Genomic DNA, 18,333 nt, shown 5'->3' with positions numbered 1-18,333 from the left:
CGCGGGCGGGGTACCCCTCAGGGGTGCCCCGCCCGCGGTCTTCACCCTCGATCACTAGGAGAGCGAGAACATTGCGATGCTCTGCGCAGGAATGCGACACGCATCCCCGCTGGTAAATTCGGTGTCGACCTTCTCGTTGAGCTCCGAATCGGTGGCCAGCACCAAGTGGTACACACCCCGCGTCACGGGGTAGCCGGTGGCGCACTGGGCTTGTGTGCGCAGCTCGTCCAGACCGGGCAGGGCGACGGTCACAGGTTCATTGGAGCCGTTGATGACAAAAGTCCCCACCAGGTCACCGCCGCACGAACCCAGCACCACCTGAACCACTCGGGAGCCGTCCGTCTGCCACAATTCCGGGGTCATCGGGAGACCAGTGGAACCGTACCAGTGCAGGAGGACGTCCTCGGGCCTGGCAGGGAAATGACTGGGTTGACCCGCGAGGAAGCCCTTGCGAACGGCGATCAACCGCTTGGTGGCCTTGAGCATGGACCTTCGCCACGGGGTGAGCTGCCAATCAACCCAGGAAATCCGGTTGTCTTGGCAATAGGCGTTGTTGTTCCCGCCCTGCGTGCGAAGGAGCTCGTCCCCGGCGGTCAGCATCGGAACGCCCTGCGACAACAGCAGCGTGGCCATCATGTTCCGCACGGTCTTGGCACGAGCGGACCTGCAGCCGACCGTGTCCGTGGCGCCCTCTTCACCGTGATTCCAAGAGTGGTTGTCGTTGGTGCCGTCCGCGTTGTTCTCGAGGTTGGCCTGGTTGTGCTTGCCGTCGTAGGCCGTGAGGTCGTACATCGTGAAGCCGTCGTGGGCGGTGACGAAATTGACCGACGCCAGCGTGGTGCGACCTTCCGGGGCGAACATGTCCGCCGAACCCGAAATAGCACCGGCCAGCCTCCCGGCGTTCCCACCGCCACCACCTCGAGCCATGGTGCGCTGACCCGACAACCAGAAATCTCGAACGGTATCCCGGTAGGTGTCGTTCCAGTCCGCCCATCCGGTGGGGAACCGACCGGTTTGCCAGCCACCGGCTCCCACGTCCCACGGCTCGGAGATCATACGAACGCCCTGCAACACGGGATCCGCGGCCACGGCCACGAAGAACGGGTGGTTGCGGGTGAAGTGGTGGTTCTCGTCCCGTCCGAGTTCCGGTGCGAGGTCGAAGCGGAAACCGTCGATGTGACATTCCGTGACCCAGTACCGCAATGAGTCCAATGCCATGCGGACCACTTGGGCGTCCGCGAAGTTCACCGAGTTCCCGCAACCGGTCACGTCCACGTAGTTGCCGTGGCCATCGTGCCGGTAGTACTGCCGGTCTCCCAGGCCCCGCCAGCAGTAGGCGGGTTCTTCGCTGCCCCCCTCGGCGGTGTGGTTGTACACCACGTCCAGGAAGACCTGGATTCCCGCTCCGTGCAGGGCTTCCACCGCTCGTTTGAATTCGTTGAGAACGGCGGTGGGCCCCGCCTCCTGCGCGGCCCGTGTGGCATAACCGTGGTGCGGGGTAAAGAAACTGAGGGTGTTGTACCCCCAGTAGTTGCTCAGACCGTTCTTGGTGAGGTGCGGTTCGTCGAGGTGTGCGTGGATGGGAAGCAATTCAATGGCCGTGATCCCCAGCTCCTGCAGGTAGCCGAGGATTACGGGGTGAGCTAGTCCCGCGTAGGTTCCCCGCAGCTCTTCGGGCAGATCAGGGTGGAGCATGGTGAGGCCCTTGACGTGGGCCTCGTAAATGATGGTGTCACGCCAGGCAATGCTGGGGCGGTCGTGATCCTGCCATTCGTGGTCCTGGGCCACGATCTCGGAAACGTACGTGCCGCCGTAGGCGTCCGGACCCGGGTTCTTCACACCGGCCGGAGGGCTCAACCGGGTGAGACCTCGGCCGTAAGGATCGAGCATGATTTGCTGCCGTGCGGGGTGGGGGGCGCGCTGGGCACGTGGCGACACCTCCTCGAAGCCGTACCTCGTGCCCTCCGGCATGGCCGCGCACACATCGTGTTCCGTGCGCTGGGAACCCGAGCCGGTGCCCGGTGATGAGTGTCGAGGCGGCGGGACAGTATCGTAGTGGATCCCGTGATTGTGGCCCCTGAGCCGGTGACGGCGCCACGACCCGCCGGGACGCTGGTACACCAGCTCGAGTTCAGCCACACCCGGTGCGTAGATGGCCACATTGGCGCTGCCGTCCCCGGACCGTGAGGGGTGAACCCCCAGAGGGTAGCTACGCGCTTGCACGGCGGCGGGAGACTTCGTAGAGCGTGATGCCCACCGCCATCGACGCGTTGAGCGATTCCATCGCGGAGTCGATCGGAATCGAGACGATGGCGTCGCAGTGCTCGGTGACCAGGCGGGACAAGCCCTTACCTTCGGAGCCCACCACCACGATCAACGGTTCGGTGGCCAGGTTCAGTTCGGGCAGCTGGACGTCTCCACCGCCGTCGAGACCGACCACGAAGTACCCGGCCTTCTTGCAGTTCTCGAGGGTGCGGGTCAGGTTGGTGGCCTTACTCACGGGCACGCGTGCGGCGGCCCCGGCGCTGGTCTTCCATGCCGTGGCGGTCACAGCTGCAGAACGACGCTCCGGGAGGATCACGCCGATTCCGGAGAACGCGGACACGCTGCGGATGACGGCACCCAGGTTCCGCGGGTCGGTGATGCCGTCGAGTGCGACGAACAGTGGTGCCTTGGAGCCGGGTTCCTGGGGATCGTACCGGCGGATCACCGCGGCAGCGTGCTCGTCCGCGTCACGGTAGTCGTAGGGCGGGACCTGCAACGCGACACCCTGGTGCACGGCGTCGGAGGTGAGGCGGTCCAGCTCCGAACGGGAGGCCTCCAAAGTGGGAACATTGCGTTCGGCGCACATCTGGAGGATGTCCTTGATGCGGTCGTCCACCTCGATCTTGGTGGCCACGAAGAGCGTCTTGGCCGGCACGTTGGAACGCAATGCTTCAAGCACCGAGTTGCGACCGGTGACCAGATCCTCCTTGATCGGGCCCTTGCCCGCGCGAGTCGGCCGGTGGGGTGAGGTCTGCGGCTTGCGGGCGGCCGCCTGCTTGGCCTTGTACGCCTTGTGGTACACGCGGTCCTCAGCCTTGGGCGTGGGGCCGCGGCCCTTCAGAGCCTTGCGGCGTTGCCCGCCACTGCCCACGAGGGGGCCTTTCTTGTTCTTGCGAACGGCTCCTGGTCGATTGGATTGGGCCATGGTTGTCTACTCCGTGTCTCTCACGGTTCACGGCGCACGGGCCGCCCCGGAGTGGTCAGCGATCTATGGTTCAGTTTAGGGCAGCGGCTAAATCAGACGGACCACGCGGAGCCCTGCGCCCCGTCCTTCACGACCACCCCGGCATCCGCCAGTTGATCGCGAATCTTGTCCGCCAGGGCCCAGTTCTTGTCCGCACGAGCTTGGGCGCGCTGATCCAACAGGTGACGGACCAGGGAGTCCAACGCCTGATGTTCGGCGCCTCCCTTGGATCCGGCACCGTCCAGGTTCATCAGCTGCAGCAGGCCGAGCACCTCGGACATGGCGGCCACGGCGCGAACCAGCGCGGCGGCGTCGTCGAGGTCATCCGCGGCCAGGGCGCCGTTCGCGGCGCGAACCGTCTCGTGCAGAACGGCGAGGCCCTGCGGCACGTTGAGGTCATCGTCCATTGCGCGCGTGAAGTTCGCGGGCATGTCCTGCGGTTGCCACTCCACGCTCAGCCTCGCGCCGCTCGCGGCGACCAGGACGGCCTCCACGCGCTCGACCGCCGACGTCGCTTCCTGCAGCGATACGGGCCGGTAGTCCAGGACCGAGCGGTAGTGGGCCTGCCCCAGGTAGTAACGCACGGCCAGCGGGCGGGCCTCCGCCAGCATGTGCTCGGGCGAGACCGTGTTGCCGATGGACTTGGACATCTTCTCGCCCTGGTACGTGACCAGGCCGTTGTGGAGCCAGAAGTTCGCGAACTTCTGGCCGGCCGCCGTGGACTGCGCCACTTCGTTCTCGTGGTGCGGGAAGCGAAGGTCTAGGCCACCACCGTGGATGTCGAAATGAGTGCCCACGTACTTGGCGGCCATGGCCGAGCACTCAAGGTGCCAGCCGGGCCGCCCCTTACCCCACGGCGAATCCCACGCAGCGGTCTCCGGCTCGTCCGCCTTGTGGCCCTTCCACAGCGCGAAGTCACGGGGGTCGCGCTTGCCGCGGGGATCGGCGTCCGGGGCGTCCTGCATGTCGTCCACGCGCTGGCGCGTCAACTCGCCGTACCGGGGCCAGGAGCGAACATCGAAGTAGACATCACCGGAATCATCCGGGGCGGGATAGGCATGACCCGCATCGATCAACGTCTGGATAAGTGCGTGCATCTCCGGGATGTGTCCGGTGGCGCGCGGCTCGTAGGTGGGGGCGGCAATGCCCAGAGCGGCGTAGGCATCCGAGAAAACGCGTTCGAAGCGGTAGGCCAGGGCCCACCATTCCTCACGCGGGTGGCCACCCGCGTAGTCGGGGGCGAACGACGCCGCCGAATTCGCCAGGATCTTGTCGTCGATGTCTGTGACGTTGCGGACCGTGGTCACCGTGTAGCCGCGGAAAGCGAGCCAGCGCGAAAGCTGGTCGAACACGAGCGCCGATCGCACGTGCCCGATGTGCGGTGCGCCCTGGACCGTGGCACCGCAGTAATACAACCGGGCCTCACCCGGGTACACGGGGTCGAAGTCTTTCACGGTTGCGGAGGCGGTGTCGTAGAAGCGCAAAGTCACCCGCCCAGTCTAGCGGCGCGGGATCACGAGCGCGGTCGCGATGGCCGCCAGCCCCTCGCCGCGGCCGGTCAACCCGAGGGCGTCCGTGGTGGTCGCGCTCAGATGCACCCGCGCCCCGGCCGCTTTGCTGAGCACCGCGGCGGCTTCGTCTCGCCTGGGCGAGAATTTGGGCCGGTTGCCGATCAGCTGCACCGAGACGTTGCCGACGTCGTAGCCCGCCTCGCGCACGATGGCTGCGGCCTCGCTCAGGATCCGTTCTCCGGACGCGCCGGCCATGTCCGGCCGATCCGTCCCGAAGTGCACTCCCAGGTCACCGAGGCCTGCGGCGGAGAACAGTGCGTCCGCGGCGGCGTGGGCCACCACGTCACCGTCCGAGTGGCCCGTGAGTCCCCGCTCCCCCGGCCAATGCAGACCGGCCACCCACAACGGTGTGCCCTCCGGCCCGAAGGCGTGGACGTCCACGCCGATTCCGGTGAGCGGTAGCTGGGTCGAGTGCGGCAACGGGGTTTGTGGCTGTTCGGTCATGGGTTCATCATCTCCCATGGCTGGGCCGGTCCATGGTGGTCATTCAGCCGCGTGATCGGCAACGGCCCAGTGGGCGCGTTCTTCGAGAACGGCACGCGCAGTAATCAGGTCGAAGGGACGCGTGATTTTGAAGGACTCGTCGTGGCCGGCCACGAGCGTCACGGGAACGTGGCGAGCAAAGCGCTCGATCAAGGACGCGTCGTCCGTGATGCCCTCGGGGTCCGCACTGCGGTTCACCGGGGTCAGTGCCCCGTGGTCGTTGAGTTCGAGCAGCCCTGCCTGACGGTTCACGCTCACCAGAAGCTCGGCATCGAAGCCTTGCGGGGTCTGCACCGCACGCAACCCGGAACGGTCCACGGTTCCGGTGCTGTGGCCCTGCGCGTCCACGCCACGAACCGTGTCGTTGACGGCAAGGACGGGGACCACGGCACGCTCTCCGGCCTCGAGAGCGGCCACCACGGCGGTGGTGACCTGCGGGGGAACGAGGCAGCGAGCGGCGTCGTGGACCAGAACGTATTTCGGCGCGGCATCCAAGGCCGCGAGCGCGCAGGCGACGGACTGCGCCCGGGTCGCTCCCCCGGTAACCGCACGTGCACCGTGGGCCGCCGCGATGTCACTCAGCGCGCGGTCCCCTGCGGGCACGGTGACGATGATCCGGGCCGAGGGCAGGGCGCGGGTCACGGACTCGAGAGCGATGTCGAGAAGGGGGCGCCCGGCAAGGGGCACCAACGCCTTGGGCATGCCGTGGCCCAGGCGCGTGCCCGAACCGGCGGCCACCACAATGACAGCGAGCCCGTCCGCAACGGACGGGCTCGCAGAAAGTTCAGTCATTGCCATGCGAGTAGGAGTGAGCCTGAATCAATCGGCCAGGATGTCATCGAGGCGCTTCTCGGCCTCTTCCTCGTCGATCTCCTTGGCCAGAGCGAGCTCCGACGTGAGGATCTGACGGGCCTTGGCCAACATGCGTTTCTCACCGGCAGACAAGCCACGACCCTGATCGCGGCGCCACAGATCGCGAACGACCTCAGCCACCTTGAGGACGTCGCCGGAAGCGAGCTTCTCCAGGTTCGCCTTGTAGCGGCGGGACCAATTGGATGCCTCTTCAGCATCCTTGGCCTGCAGAACGGAGATGACCTCTTTGAGCCCCTCCTCGTCCACGACGTCCCGCACTCCCACGAGGTCCACGTTGTCAGCGGGCACCTCGATCATCAGATCGCCCTGCGTGACCTTAAGACGCAGATACATTTTCTCTTCGCCCTTGATGGTGCGCGTCTTGATCTCTTCGATCGTTGCGGCACCGTGGTGGGGGTAGACAACCGTCTCGCCAACCTCAAAAACCATGTACACAAACCCCTTTCAGCCTTTCAATTCTACCACGGTGTATTATTTGCCGCGCTCGGCTCAGTTCCCCCGCGATCCCGCGCGAGATGTCCGATGCTGCGGCTCGGTGCCGTGGTCGTCATGGACGACGCCGCGAACGTGTCCCCCGCGCCCGGATGCAGACGTTGCGTCGCCAAAACGTTAGACTTGCCGCAGATATTCGACACATCGTCTTAGAGCCCGAGGAGTTCGTGCCGTGAAGAACGCCGCCCGCAAGAAGCTGCAGCACTTTGGTTTGGGTGCTGCTGCGGCCGCCGCATTGTTGACCGCAACCGGTTGCGGGTACGTGAGCCCTCAGGCCACAGCGGACGAGTATGCACCCTCGGACGGCATCCAGGCCGACCTGGGCGATGTGAAGGTGCGCAACTTCATGATCCTCGCGGAGGATGCGAACTCCGAGGGCCGAGTGATCGGTTCCGTGATCAACGAGGGCTCCGAGCCCGCCACCTTGTCGATTGACGCGGACGGCGCCACGGCGGAGGTCCAGGTGCCCGCCAACGACGCGGTGATGCTCGAGAAGTCGGACCCCGTGACGATTGACCGGGCCGGTGCCGAGCCCGGCCTCATGGTGGAAACCGAACTCGAGGCGGATGGCCAGTCCTCCACCCAGTCGGTACCCGTGCTGGACCACACCTACCCGCGCTATGCATCGTTGATGCCCGGCGGCGCACCGTCCACTCCCGGCAACCCTTCCAACACGCCCAAGGCAGAGTCCGAAGAGGGCGGTCACTGACCGAACAGCCAGCCCTGATGTTTGCGTGAGGGCCTCATCCCGCCGGGATGAGGCCCTCACACCGTGTCAGACCCTTCTCAGGCCTCGAACTTGTATCCCAAACCACGCACCGTCACGATGTGACGGGGCTGCGAAGGATCCGGTTCGACCTTGGAACGCAAACGCTTGATGTGCACGTCCAGGGTCTTGGTGTCACCCACGTAGTCGGATCCCCAGACCCTGTCGATGAGCTGCCCGCGGGTCAACACCCGACCCGCGTTGCGGAGCAACATCTCCAGGAGCTCGAACTCCTTGAGCGGCATGGTCACGGCCTCACCGGCAACGCTCACCACGTGGCGCTCCACGTCCATGCGGACCGGGCCCGCAGCGACGGTCGCGGTGATCAGCTCGTCGGGTTCCGCCCGACGTCGCAGCACGGCCCGGATCCGAGCCACGAGTTCGCGGGCGGAATACGGTTTGGTCACGTAATCGTCCGCGCCCAGTTCGAGTCCCAGGACCTTGTCGATCTCGGCGTCCTTGGCGGTGAGCATGATGATGGGAACGGTGGACCGCTGACGGATCTGCTTGCAGACCTCCGTGCCCGATTGCCCGGGCAGCATCAGGTCCAGGAGGACAAGATCCGCTCCGGACCGATCGAACTCGCTGACCGCCGTGAGGCCGTCTGCCACCACGGTCACTTCGAAGCCCTCTTTGCCCAGCAAATACGCCAGGGGATCGCTGAGAGACTCTTCGTCCTCGACCATCAGAATGCGGGTCACTTACGCTCCTTCTCTAGGTGCATGCGTTCGTTAGAGGCGGCGGCCACCGGGCTGTTGTGTTCGTCCAGGTCCTCCGCCTGGGGAATCACCAGTGTGAAGGTGGATCCTCGCCCGGACTGCGACCACACGGATACCTCTCCGCCGTGCTGGGCCATCACATGTTTGACAATGCTCAACCCCAGTCCTGTGCCACCGGTCTGGCGTGAGCGCGCACCGTCCACACGGTAGAAGCGCTCGAAGATCCGGTCCTGCTCTGCGTCGGGTATACCCGGCCCCTGGTCCGTGACCATGAGTTGGGCCATGCCGTCCCGTTCCCGCAGCCCAACACCCACGCGAGTGTTCTCCGGTGAATACCGCACGGCGTTGTCTATGAGATTGCGCGTGGCCGTCACAAGGAGGTCCGGATCCCCGTACACCGGGGTCTTGATCGTGCCCCCCACCTTGATGGAAATGCCCTTGGCCTCGGCGGCCAGGCGGGTGCGATCCACCGCTTCACTGACCACCGTGTTCAAGTCCACCACGGTCCCCTTCGACACCACATCGGCGCCCTGCAGCCGGGACAGCTCGATGATGTCCTGGACCAGTGCGGTCAACCGCACCGCCTCCTTGTGCAGGCTGTTGGCGAAGTGCCGCACGGCCTTCTGGTCCTCGGCGGCGTCGGCGAGAGCCTCGGACAGCAAACTGATGGCGCCCACGGGCGTTTTGAGCTCGTGGGACACGTTCGCCACGAAGTCGTTACGGATGGACTGCGCGCGAACGATATCGGTTTCGTCGTCAGCGAGCAGAAGAATGTACTCCTCCGCAATGGTGACCACGCGGATGTCCAGCACGAGAGCGCTCTTCTCCAGTGTGCCGCGCGTGATTTCCAAACGCTTTTCCTCGACCGCGCCATTGCGCCTGGTCCGTCTGATCATCTGCAGCAATTCCGGGTGAACCACGGTGTGGCCCCGGACGATCCCGTACGCGTAGGCGGCCGGTGACGCCCTGATCACGCCGTCCACCCCGTCGACCACCACGTAGGCCAGGCCGAGCGCGGCCAGGATCTCGGCGGTCCCCTCAGGCAGGGTGGGTTCTTCCACGGTCACCGCGGAACCGCGGCGTCGCTGGCTGACCCGCACGGCGATCAATCCACTGATGCCGAGCAGGAAACCGACAAAGCCCGCGAGGAGGGCAACGGAGGTCATGCTCACCCTGCCCAGCTTAGACGGACGGATCGAGTGCTCAGCGCGCATTCCGGGCGTTGGGCGCCGGGTTCAACCAACGTTCATCTCAGGGTGAGTCGTAGTTCATTCGACCCTGCGACTGTAGGAGCGCTCATGCGTATGCATCGTGCCCCGCCGGGTTCGAGCTGCCGGCTGGGCAGCAGTATCGCGTAAACTACGTGACCAACGAATGCTCTGAACGAAAGGACGCTTTCTGTGCGCAAGGTTTTTCAGGCTGAACTTCACCAGGTAGGTGAAGAGCTGATTCAGATCGCCACTCTTGTGCAGCAGGCGCTGAAGAGCTCCAAGGTCGCTTTCCTCGAAGCGGACGTGCAGGTGGCCGAGGAGGTCATCTCCAACGATGCCCGAATCGACTTCCTCCAGAACGACTTGGACGAGCGCGCCATCGACATCCTGGCGCTGCAGTCCCCCGTTGCCTCCGACCTCCGCATGATCGTTGGTGCACTGCGCATGAGCGCCTCGCTCGAACGCATGGGTGATCTGGCTCGCCACCTGTCCCAGTTGGCACGCATGCGATTCCCGGAGCCCGTGCTCCCCGAGGCGCTCAACGATCACTTCGCGGCGATGTTCGATCTCGATCTCCAGTTGATCGAACGGGTCATCTCTGTCTTGGAGGACCGCGACATGACGGTTGCGGACGAGATCTACGCCCTCAAGTCCGAGCTCAATCACAAGCACCAAGGAGTCTTCGACATGCTGGCCGATCCCAATTGGGATTCCTCGGTGCCCACCGCGGTGGACGTCACTCTGGCCTCCCGCTACCTCGAGCGCATCGGTGATCACTGCGTGTCCGTGGCTCGCAAGGTCTCCTACTTGGTCACCGGTGACTGGGCTCCCGTCTCCGACGCCCACCCCACCGGCCACGGTCACATCGGAAGCGACACCGGCGAATAATCGGGGGGGTTCGAAAGAACCCGGCCGCGCTCGCCCGATGGTGACGCGCGGCCGCGTTCCCGATCCGACCGGCACACCGCATGAAGATCGCCCCCACCACGTGGTGGAGGCGATCTTCATGCGGTGGGACTACGAGCTACTTCTTGCCCTGGTTGGCCACGGCCTTGATCGATTCGGCGGCTGCCTCGGGATCCAGGTACGTCCCGCCGATCGTGACCGGCTTGAAGTTGTGATCCAGCTCAAAGTACAGCGGGATACCGGTGGGGATGTTCAACCCGGCGATGTCCTCGTCGGAAATATCGTCCAGGTGCTTCACGAGTGCCCGCAACGAGTTACCGTGCGCGGCCACCAGTACGGTTTTACCGGCCTTCAGGTCCGGGACGATCTGCTCCTCCCAGTACGGCAGGAAGCGCTCGAGTACGTCCTTGAGGCACTCGGTACGGGGCAGGTCCGCCACGTCCGCGTAGCGGGGGTCGCCGGCCTGTGAGAACTCGGAGGAGTCATCAAGTACAGGAGGCGGGGTGTCGTAGGAACGGCGCCACACCATGAACTGGTCCTCACCGTACTGATCGCGTACCTGCGTCTTGTCCTTGCCCTGCAGATCGCCGTAGTGGCGCTCGTTCAGGCGCCACGAACGCTTGACGGGGATCCAGTGCCGGTCTGCGGCGTCCAGGGCGATGTTGGCCGTGTTGATGGCCCGGCGCAGCAGCGAAGTGTGCACCACGTCCGGTGCGAGATCATTGTCCTTGATCAACTCGCCACCGCGCTTGGCCTCAGCCCTGCCCTTCTCGGTCAGCGGCACATCCACCCAGCCGGTGAACAGGTTCTTCTCGTTCCACTCCGATTGCCCATGGCGCAGGAGAATGAGCTTGTGTGTTGCTGAATCATTAGCCATGGCCTCATTCTTCCACCCGCGTGAGCCGTTGGCACGTGTTGTGCGTGTGTGGCGGCGCAAGGCTTTTCCGGTCCCGGGTTGAGTTTCCGGCGTGGCGGCCATGAGATTCCGGTCCCGGCCGCGTGGCCGGCCCTCGCTCCCCTGGCATCCGTTGGATGGCCTACCAGTAACCGGGGTTGCCGGACTCGCTGGAAACCGCGGGCTTCACATCGGCCAGGTAGACCCCGGCAATGGTGGCGGCAATCAGCATGAGAATCAGTGACCCCTGGCCCGGATAGCCACTGCTGATCAGCGACATGGTGGAAAACGCTGCGCTCAGGATGCTCACCACGGCGGCGCCGGCGGTCAACGCCAGCCAGAAGGTCTTGGTCCGCTTCCAGGCGCGCTCGAACTGTGGCGCGGAACGGCGCACGCAGTCCAGCGCGGCCATGAGACTCAGCGCGGCCACCACCAGCGTGATGGCGTAGTCCAGGTAACTGGCCAGTGCAATGGCCCAGGGGATTGAGGTCACGTTGTTCAGTCTACCGATCTACCAGTTCGTCCAGACCCGCTTTCAGGTCTTCCCACAAGTCATCCACGTTCTCAATTCCCACGGACAGCCGCAACAGGGTGTCCGGCACGGTGTCCGGTTCGTCGTGGTGACGACGCCGCCGCTCCACCAAGGATTCCACGCCGCCCAGGGACGTGGCCGGGGTCCATACGCGAAGACCTTCCACGAGCGCCTGCGTCGCGGCGACGTCGGCGCGCGGAACGACGGAGATGATCGAGCCGAAACCGCCGTCCATCTGCGCCGCGGCGCGTTCGTGACCAGGGTCGCCCGGTAATCCCGGGTACCGAACCTCGCGGGCCCCGGGGTGCTCGCTGAGCCGGCGAGCCAACTCTGCGGCGCTGGCCATGGAGCGTTCGAGCCGCACGGACAGCGTGCGCACGCCACGCAGGGCGAGCCACGCCTCGAACGGCCCGGGAATGGCACCTTCGAGCGAGCGCTGTTTCTTGAGGTTCGCCCGCAGCTCGGGTGTGGCGCAGACCACGGCGCCCAAAACGACGTCGGAATGGCCGGCCAGGTACTTGGTGACCGAATGCACCACGAGATCCGCACCGAGGGTGAGCGGTCGCTGCAGCAGAGGAGTCGCGAACGTGTTGTCCACGCAGGAGAGCACGCCGGCCTCGCGAGCCGCGGCAAGTACGGTGGGCAGATCCGCCACCTCGAGCATGGGGTTGGTGGGGCTTTCCAGCCACAGGACGTCCGCGCCCTGGAGGGCCGCGATCGTGGCGTCGGTATCGGCGATGTCCACGGTGCGCACGGCGAGAATCCCTCGTTCCTCGAGCCGGTGCGCCAACTGGAGGGTCCCCTGGTAGCAGTGCTGAGGCATGACCAGGGTGCCGCCCACGGGAACCAGCGTCAGCACGGACGCGACGGCGGCCATGCCGGAGGCGTAGCAGAGCGCGGGAACGGGAGCGTCCTCGAGATCGGCGAGAACGTCCTCGAACGCCTCCCACGTGGGGTTGGTGAACCTCGCATAGGTGCGGTCCCGGTCATTGAGGTCACCGGCACCGCGATAGGTGGAGGTGAGGACCACGGACGGGTTCACGGGAGCGTCGTGCTCGTGGGCGGGCCGGCCGCCGGAAACGGCCACGGTGTCTTTACGCATGGTTCCAGGGTAATGCGCGAGCGCCGTGCGGTGCGCACTGCACTCGGGCAGGTGGGCGCCCAGCCTGTCGGTGGCACTCGGTACAGTTGAGCGCGTGAATGAGACTGCGCGCGGTGCACTGCTCGTCTTCGAAGGCGGGGACGGGGCCGGGAAATCCACCCAGGTCCGGGCGGTGGCGCGCGCCCTCGAATCCCAAGGGCGCACCGTGGCCCGCACCCGCGAGCCCGGAGGCACTCCGCTGGCCGAATCCGTGCGCGGGCTCGTGCTCGATCCCGCCCATGCGCCGGTGGATCCCCACACGGAGGCCCTGTTGTTCGCCTCCGCCCGTGCGGATCACGTCAACCGGTTCATCCGCCCCGCCATCGAGCGCGGTGAGGTGGTGATTTCCGACCGGTTCGTGGACTCCTCCGTGGCGTACCAGGGAGCCGCCCGCGGCCTGGGGCTGGGTAATGTACAGAAACTCAATGAGTGGGCGCTGCGGGGTTTGACGCCCGATCTGACCGTGTTGCTGGATGTGGAGACCTCCGTGGCCGAGAGTCGCCGCACCGGCCGCGGCCGCGTGGCCGATCGCATGGAGGGCGAGGACCGTGACTTCCACACGGTGGTCAATCAGGCCTTCCGTGAACTCGCCGCCGCCGCTCCGGAGCGGTACCTGGTGTTGAGTGCGGATCAACCCGCTCAGGCCATCACCGACCAGATTCTCAGCCGTCTTACGGAGGTGCTGCCATGACCGTGTGGGATCAGCTCGTGGGGCAGCATCACGTGGTGGAACAGCTCGAACGCGCTGCCCGGGACAACAACCCCACTCACGCCTGGCTGTTCACCGGCCCGCCGGGTTCTGGCCGTTCCACCGCCGCGCGAGCACTGGCCGCGGCACTGTTGTGCGAACGCGGCACCGGCTGCGGTGAGTGCCACGCGTGCCGCACGGCCTTTGCGGGTTCGCACGCGGACGTCATGCACTTCGTCACGGAAAACCCCCAGATCAGCATCGAGGAAGCCCGCGAGCTCGTGGTCAAGGCCCAGGATCGCCCGTCGGTGGGTCAGTGGCGCGTGATGATCGTGGAGGACGCTGACCGGATGACCGAGCGCACCTCCAATGTGATGCTCAAGGCCATCGAAGAGCCCCCGCCGCACACCATTTGGTTGCTGTGCGCGCCCTCCCCGATGGATGTGCTGGTGACCATCCGTTCGCGGTGCCGCCCCGTCACCCTGAAGGTCCCGTCGGCCCGGGACGTGGCCCAGCTGCTCGTCAGTCGGCACAGCGTGAGTCAGGAACGCGCCTTTGAATGCGCACGGCTGGCTCAGTGCCACGTGGGAATCGCCACCCGCCTGGCCCTTTACGATGACGCCCGCACACGCCGCCAAGAAGTGGTGTCCCTGCCGTTGAACATGCGCGGTGTGACCCAGGCCGTCCGCGCGGCAGACCGGCTGCACCGGCTCGCGGTGGACGAGTCCGCCGCGAACGCGGAGGCCCGTAATGACGAGGAACGCGCGCAGTTGCTCGTGGCCCTCGGCGCACCCGAATCCGGTCGGATGCCGCCCGCGATCCGCGGTGCGCTCAACCGCTTGGAAGCGGATCAAAAACGGCGCTCCCGCCGGATTCAGACGGACACCCTGGACCGCTTCCTGATCGACCTGACCACGTTCTACCGCGATGTGCTCAGCGTGCAGCTGCACACCGGAACCGAATTGATCAACCAGCACCTCACGCGTGACATCCAGGACTACGCCGTCAACAGCGCCGCGGAACAGACCCTGGAACGCATTGATGTGATCAGTGAGACCAGGGACCGGATCCGCACCAACGTCAGTGCGCAACTGGCCTTCGAAGCCATGATGGTCTCGCTCGTGTGAGCGGCACCGAAGGGAATCTTGTGACTCGTACTCCCACGGCCCGTTCTGTGGCCGCCACCCTTGTCGTGGCAGCTCTGGCGCTGACCGGCTGCAGCCCGCAGTCCACTCAAGACTCCGGACCGGGGGCAACGTCCCAGGCCGATCCGGACGTCACCGCGGGCACCGATTCCGCGTTGGCCGCGTACTACACCCAGGAGCTCTCATGGGGTGATTGCGACTACCCCCAAGAGGATCAGGACGCCGCCAAGAACCTTGACTGCGCCCGCGTGAGCGTTCCCGTGGACTACGCGAATCCCGACGCCGGAGACACGTTCGTGGAGGTCTCCCGGTTGTCCTCCTCCGAGAACGACCCCCAGGGCACCCTGTTCCTGAACCCCGGAGGTCCCGGCGGGTCCGGGGTGGACATGGTGCTGTCCGCCAGTTTCTTCGCCTCGGAATCGGTACGGGACAACTACGACATCGTGGGTTTCGATCCCCGCGGCGTGGAGCGCTCGGACGGCATTGACTGCCTCACCGACCAAGAAATGGACGAGTGGCGAGCAGAGCCCGCGTTCGAACCCGGCACCGAAACGCTGGATGACATGCGGGCCACGTACGCGGCGATCGGAGCCAAGTGCCACGAGAACTCGTCCCCGGTGGTGGCCCACATGGATACCCAGTCCGTGGCCAAGGACCTGGACGTGATGCGCGCGGTCTTCGACCAGCCGGCCACCCACTACCTGGGTTTCTCCTACGGCACCGAGATCGGGGCCACCTATGCGCGCTTGTTCTCCCAGCGCACGGGGCGCGTCGTTCTGGACGGCGGCGTGGACCCCACCATGGACGAACGGGCTGTGACGCTGGACCAGGCCAAGGGTTTCGAGGACAACCTACGTCACTGGGTCCAGGACTGCCAAGATTCGAACAACCGTTGTGCCGTGGGTCAGAACGGCGTGGCTGACGGCATGGCGCAGATCCAGGATCTCCTGGCCAAGGTGTCCGAGGAGAACATCACCGTGTCCGACGGGCGCCGGATCACCGCCGTGAACGCGGTGGAGGGCATTCTGGTCCCCCTGTACTCCACGGCCTCCTATTCGCAGTTGAACTCCGCACTCGAGAAGGCCTTCGACGGGGACTTCGACGAGCTCATGGACTACTCGGACTCCAACCACGGCCGGAACTCCTCCGGCGAGTACACCTCGAACGTGTCCGAGGCTTTCACGGCCGTCAATTGCCTGGACACCGTCTCGCGTGAGATTTCCGATCAGGACATGGCGCGAGCCGCAGAGACCATGACCCAGGAGGCTCCCACCTTCGGGCCGTATCTCAGCTACGGTGACGCCGCATGCCAGGGCTGGCCGGACGAGCCCGTGGAGCCCCTCGAATCCTATACGGCGGACACCGATCAGACACTTTTGGTGGTGGGCACGACCCACGACCCCGCCACCCCCTACGCGTGGTCGGAGTCGCTCGTGGCGGAACTTGGCAATGCGCGACTTCTGACCCATGAGGGCTGGGGTCACACCGCGTACGTGTCCGGGAACTCGTGCATCAAGGACACCGTGGACAACTACCTGGTCTCGGGCGCCGTACCGGAGCAGGGCACCACGTGCGGTTAGCTCTCCGGTACCACCGGTAGCCCCAGGGCGCCCAGCACGGTGCGGGCCAGCTCATCGCACTGCCTGAAAGGGGCGGAGTTGGCGTTCGGGCGTGCGAACGCGCCCACATTCCAGGCGGAGGTGAAGTTCCCCGCCGCGAACACCCCGGGCTGCACGGCTCCGGTACGATCCACCACCTGGGCAGTGGAGTCAACCACGAGCTTGCCGGTACTGACAGTGGCGCCGTCATCGGTTTCGAAGTTCTGCTCGACTCCCGCACCGCTGGAATGCACGTGGTGCAGCGCCGGATCAGCGGACGAGACCACCGTGGGCGCGGGCAATCGCGCTTCGATCCAGCTGTTTGCGGAGACATCCGCACCGCCGGCCCGCGAGCGCGCCCTGAACGCCGGAGTTCCCTCGGGCGCGTCCTGGTGTGCCGTGGTGACCTCCACATCGGGGCCCAGGAACGAGATGAAACCCGCTCGGTGCAGGGCCAGCAGCTCTTGCAGGCGATGAGCGGGCGGGCCCGAGTCCACAAAGCTGAAGAAGCCGTGCCACCATCCCGGGACGAGTCGCTGGGATTCGTCGTCCAGGTGCTCGAGAGGGACCAGCCGGCCCACTTCCATGTAGGTGCGTAGGAGTGCCAGGAAGAGCGCTTGGGTCTCGGAATGATCCGGATGGGTCCGCAGGGCCAGGTCACGCTCGATGTAGCGCACCAGGGCGTCCTGGACCTGCTGGGGGTCCTCGAAGAACATGTCCTCGAAGGGCCGATCGATCGACGCCAGGTCAACGCGATAAAGGGAATCGGGGATGGCGGTGCGCACGAGCCGCTGCAGCTCGTTACTGCCCCAGGAGGCCGCGCGGTAGGCGGGTGCGAACTCCTCCCAGCTCATCCGCGCGCGTTCGGGGTGCCCCACGATCAGCTCCCGGTACACGTGGTAACCGAGTTCCTGGTTGATGAGCGGCCATAAGTGCTCGTGGAAGTTGAGGGTGCTGTGCTGCTCCAATAACCGGCTCACGGTGTCCGTGGTGATGAAGCGCAGGGGCTCAGGATCAGCGGAGAGCACCGAGGTGATCTTGCTGTGGTACGGAACCCCGTGGCGGGATCCCACGAAGAGCCGGGGTTCCCGGCCGCACGCCACGTAGGTGAGTGGACCGCCGTCGCGAATCCCTTCGCGGGCTTGTCCGTCCACCCGCTCCCCGGAGATCTGGAAGCGGCCCCCGCGGCCCTCGTACAGCAGCACCATGAGGTCGATGAAGGCCAACCCCATACCGGTCACGATCACGCGGTCCCCCGCGCGCACGGGCGAGTAGTCGACGTCGTTGGTGTAGGCGGGCGGGGCGTAGAAACCCCCGCGGGCACGTGCCGTGCGTTCGCGGGTCAGTTGGGTGTTGGAGCCTATGCTGTCCGTGTGGCCCACGGTGTAGACCACGGCGTCCGAGGTGATCGTCTCACCCGAATCCAGGGTCACGGTGTGCCCGAGCTCGGTGTCCGTCACGGCAGTGACCGTGGCCCGGTGGGTTTCCACGCGCACGTTCGCGGCCGCCTGTGCAACGGTCAGGCGGTAGAACCAGCCCAGATAAAACGATTGCAGTTGCCTGGTGGGAAAGCTCTCCGGGCCCAGCTCACGCACCTGGGCCATGATGTCGGGGGCGGTGATCCCGTGGTCGGTGATCTCCCCCGCGAGCACAGCCCGGCACCACTCCAGCAGTGTGGGCCCCTCACGCGCGGGGCCCGCGCACTGCACGGACTGGTCAGTGAACATGGTGATGTCCTGCGCCATCGAGTTGAGTTTCAACAGGGGTGACTGGTCGAAACGCCAGATCCGACCCGATCCCGGCTCGAACGGTTCCACTACGTGGACGGTGAGTGGCGCGGCGTCGTGCGGATAATTGGCGGTGATGCGCTCCAAGAGCATGGCCGCACGCGGACCCCCGCCCACGAACGTGACGCTGCGTGAGTCCACCGGTGACCTCCAGAACGTTGCGTGCTCCCCATACGGGCGGGCACTGCGGACAGTATCCTTCAGGCTATCGCCGTGTGCAGTGAGGGCGCAGGTCGGTGTGACGCACTGTGACAGCATGTGAAGAATCAAGTCAGCCGGCTGGAATCGACCGCGGTG

17 protein-coding genes are annotated in these 18,333 nt (G+C 65.7%); 5 read left to right on the top strand and 12 right to left on the bottom strand.

Features of this window, described 5'->3' with window-relative positions:
- Positions 1 to 54 precede the first annotated feature (54 nt).
- The 6 genes from glgX to AC3ENJ_RS12390 form a co-directional block, all read right to left on the bottom strand.
- Positions 55 to 2,139, bottom strand: coding sequence for a glycogen debranching protein GlgX (glgX, locus tag AC3ENJ_RS12415; RefSeq protein ID WP_431814258.1), 2,085 nt, complete (start codon positions 2,137 to 2,139; stop codon positions 55 to 57).
- Positions 2,140 to 2,209: 70 nt separating this feature from the next.
- Entirely contained in the window at positions 2,210 to 3,190 is a 981-nt protein-coding gene (gene rlmB, locus AC3ENJ_RS12410; RefSeq protein WP_431814257.1) for a 23S rRNA (guanosine(2251)-2'-O)-methyltransferase RlmB, read from the bottom strand.
- Between the two features lie 92 nt (positions 3,191 to 3,282).
- Entirely contained in the window at positions 3,283 to 4,719 is a 1,437-nt protein-coding gene (gene cysS / locus AC3ENJ_RS12405) for a cysteine--tRNA ligase (protein ID WP_431814256.1), read from the bottom strand.
- Positions 4,720 to 4,728: 9 nt separating this feature from the next.
- Entirely contained in the window at positions 4,729 to 5,244 is a 516-nt protein-coding gene (gene ispF, locus AC3ENJ_RS12400) for a 2-C-methyl-D-erythritol 2,4-cyclodiphosphate synthase (RefSeq protein ID WP_431814255.1), read from the bottom strand.
- Between the two features lie 39 nt (positions 5,245 to 5,283).
- On the bottom strand, positions 5,284 to 6,075 hold the full coding sequence (locus AC3ENJ_RS12395; RefSeq protein WP_190782495.1) for an IspD/TarI family cytidylyltransferase: 792 nt from the start codon (positions 6,073 to 6,075) through the stop codon (positions 5,284 to 5,286).
- A 27-nt stretch (positions 6,076 to 6,102) separates the two neighbouring features.
- Positions 6,103 to 6,585: a CarD family transcriptional regulator gene (locus AC3ENJ_RS12390; protein ID WP_190782494.1), complete on the bottom strand. Its 483-nt coding sequence runs from the start codon at positions 6,583 to 6,585 to the stop codon at positions 6,103 to 6,105.
- Between the two features lie 235 nt (positions 6,586 to 6,820).
- Between AC3ENJ_RS12390 and AC3ENJ_RS12385 the strand changes: the two genes are divergently transcribed.
- Positions 6,821 to 7,357: a hypothetical protein gene (locus tag AC3ENJ_RS12385; RefSeq protein WP_190782493.1), complete on the top strand. Its 537-nt coding sequence runs from the start codon at positions 6,821 to 6,823 to the stop codon at positions 7,355 to 7,357.
- A gap of 77 nt (positions 7,358 to 7,434) precedes the next feature.
- Here the strand turns inward: AC3ENJ_RS12385 and AC3ENJ_RS12380 are convergent, their stop codons facing one another.
- Complete coding sequence (locus tag AC3ENJ_RS12380) at positions 7,435 to 8,115, bottom strand: winged helix-turn-helix domain-containing protein (RefSeq protein WP_190782492.1); 681 nt, start codon at positions 8,113 to 8,115, stop codon at positions 7,435 to 7,437.
- The gene (locus AC3ENJ_RS12375) at positions 8,112 to 9,299 is read right to left on the bottom strand and encodes a sensor histidine kinase (RefSeq protein WP_223842218.1); all 1,188 of its coding nucleotides are present in this window, start codon (positions 9,297 to 9,299) and stop codon (positions 8,112 to 8,114) included. Before AC3ENJ_RS12375 ends, AC3ENJ_RS12380 begins: the two co-directional genes overlap by 4 nt.
- 234 nt (positions 9,300 to 9,533) lie before the next feature.
- On the opposite strand from AC3ENJ_RS12375, the gene phoU reads away from it, so the two are divergent.
- Positions 9,534 to 10,232 carry a phosphate signaling complex protein PhoU gene (phoU, locus tag AC3ENJ_RS12370; protein WP_190782490.1) on the top strand — a complete coding sequence of 233 codons (699 nt, stop codon included), beginning with the start codon at positions 9,534 to 9,536 and terminating at the stop codon, positions 10,230 to 10,232.
- 136 nt (positions 10,233 to 10,368) lie between these two features.
- Here the strand turns inward: phoU and AC3ENJ_RS12365 are convergent, their stop codons facing one another.
- From AC3ENJ_RS12365 to AC3ENJ_RS12355, 3 genes are all read right to left on the bottom strand, one after another.
- Complete coding sequence (locus AC3ENJ_RS12365) at positions 10,369 to 11,127, bottom strand: phosphoglyceromutase (RefSeq protein WP_190782489.1); 759 nt, start codon at positions 11,125 to 11,127, stop codon at positions 10,369 to 10,371.
- 160 nt (positions 11,128 to 11,287) lie between these two features.
- A complete protein-coding gene (locus AC3ENJ_RS12360) occupies positions 11,288 to 11,638 on the bottom strand; it encodes a DUF2516 family protein (protein ID WP_190808093.1) in 351 nt (116 codons plus the stop codon).
- A 10-nt stretch (positions 11,639 to 11,648) separates the two neighbouring features.
- Positions 11,649 to 12,779 carry a trans-sulfuration enzyme family protein gene (locus tag AC3ENJ_RS12355; RefSeq protein ID WP_431814254.1) on the bottom strand — a complete coding sequence of 377 codons (1,131 nt, stop codon included), beginning with the start codon at positions 12,777 to 12,779 and terminating at the stop codon, positions 11,649 to 11,651.
- Positions 12,780 to 12,873: 94 nt separating this feature from the next.
- Here AC3ENJ_RS12355 and tmk point away from each other — a divergent pair, with 94 nt between their 5' ends.
- The 3 genes from tmk to AC3ENJ_RS12340 are packed head-to-tail and all read left to right on the top strand — an operon-like array spanning position 12,874 to position 16,231.
- Positions 12,874 to 13,509, top strand: coding sequence for a dTMP kinase (gene tmk, locus AC3ENJ_RS12350; protein ID WP_190782486.1), 636 nt, complete (start codon positions 12,874 to 12,876; stop codon positions 13,507 to 13,509).
- Positions 13,506 to 14,633 carry a DNA polymerase III subunit delta' gene (locus tag AC3ENJ_RS12345; RefSeq protein ID WP_431814253.1) on the top strand — a complete coding sequence of 376 codons (1,128 nt, stop codon included), beginning with the start codon at positions 13,506 to 13,508 and terminating at the stop codon, positions 14,631 to 14,633. Before tmk ends, AC3ENJ_RS12345 begins: the two co-directional genes overlap by 4 nt.
- Before the next feature lie 20 nt (positions 14,634 to 14,653).
- The gene (locus AC3ENJ_RS12340) at positions 14,654 to 16,231 is read left to right on the top strand and encodes an alpha/beta hydrolase (protein WP_431814252.1); all 1,578 of its coding nucleotides are present in this window, start codon (positions 14,654 to 14,656) and stop codon (positions 16,229 to 16,231) included.
- Here AC3ENJ_RS12340 and AC3ENJ_RS12335 read toward each other — a convergent pair.
- Entirely contained in the window at positions 16,228 to 18,177 is a 1,950-nt protein-coding gene (locus tag AC3ENJ_RS12335) for an FAD/NAD(P)-binding protein (protein ID WP_431814251.1), read from the bottom strand. The two genes, AC3ENJ_RS12340 and AC3ENJ_RS12335, sit on opposite strands and share 4 nt — an antisense overlap.
- Between the last annotated feature and the right edge of the window lie 156 nt (positions 18,178 to 18,333).

It is taken from the genome of Kocuria sp. cx-455 (assembly GCF_057707085.1).
Note: the sequence above shows the minus strand (reverse complement) of the source record. Positions and strands in the feature narration are given on the sequence as shown.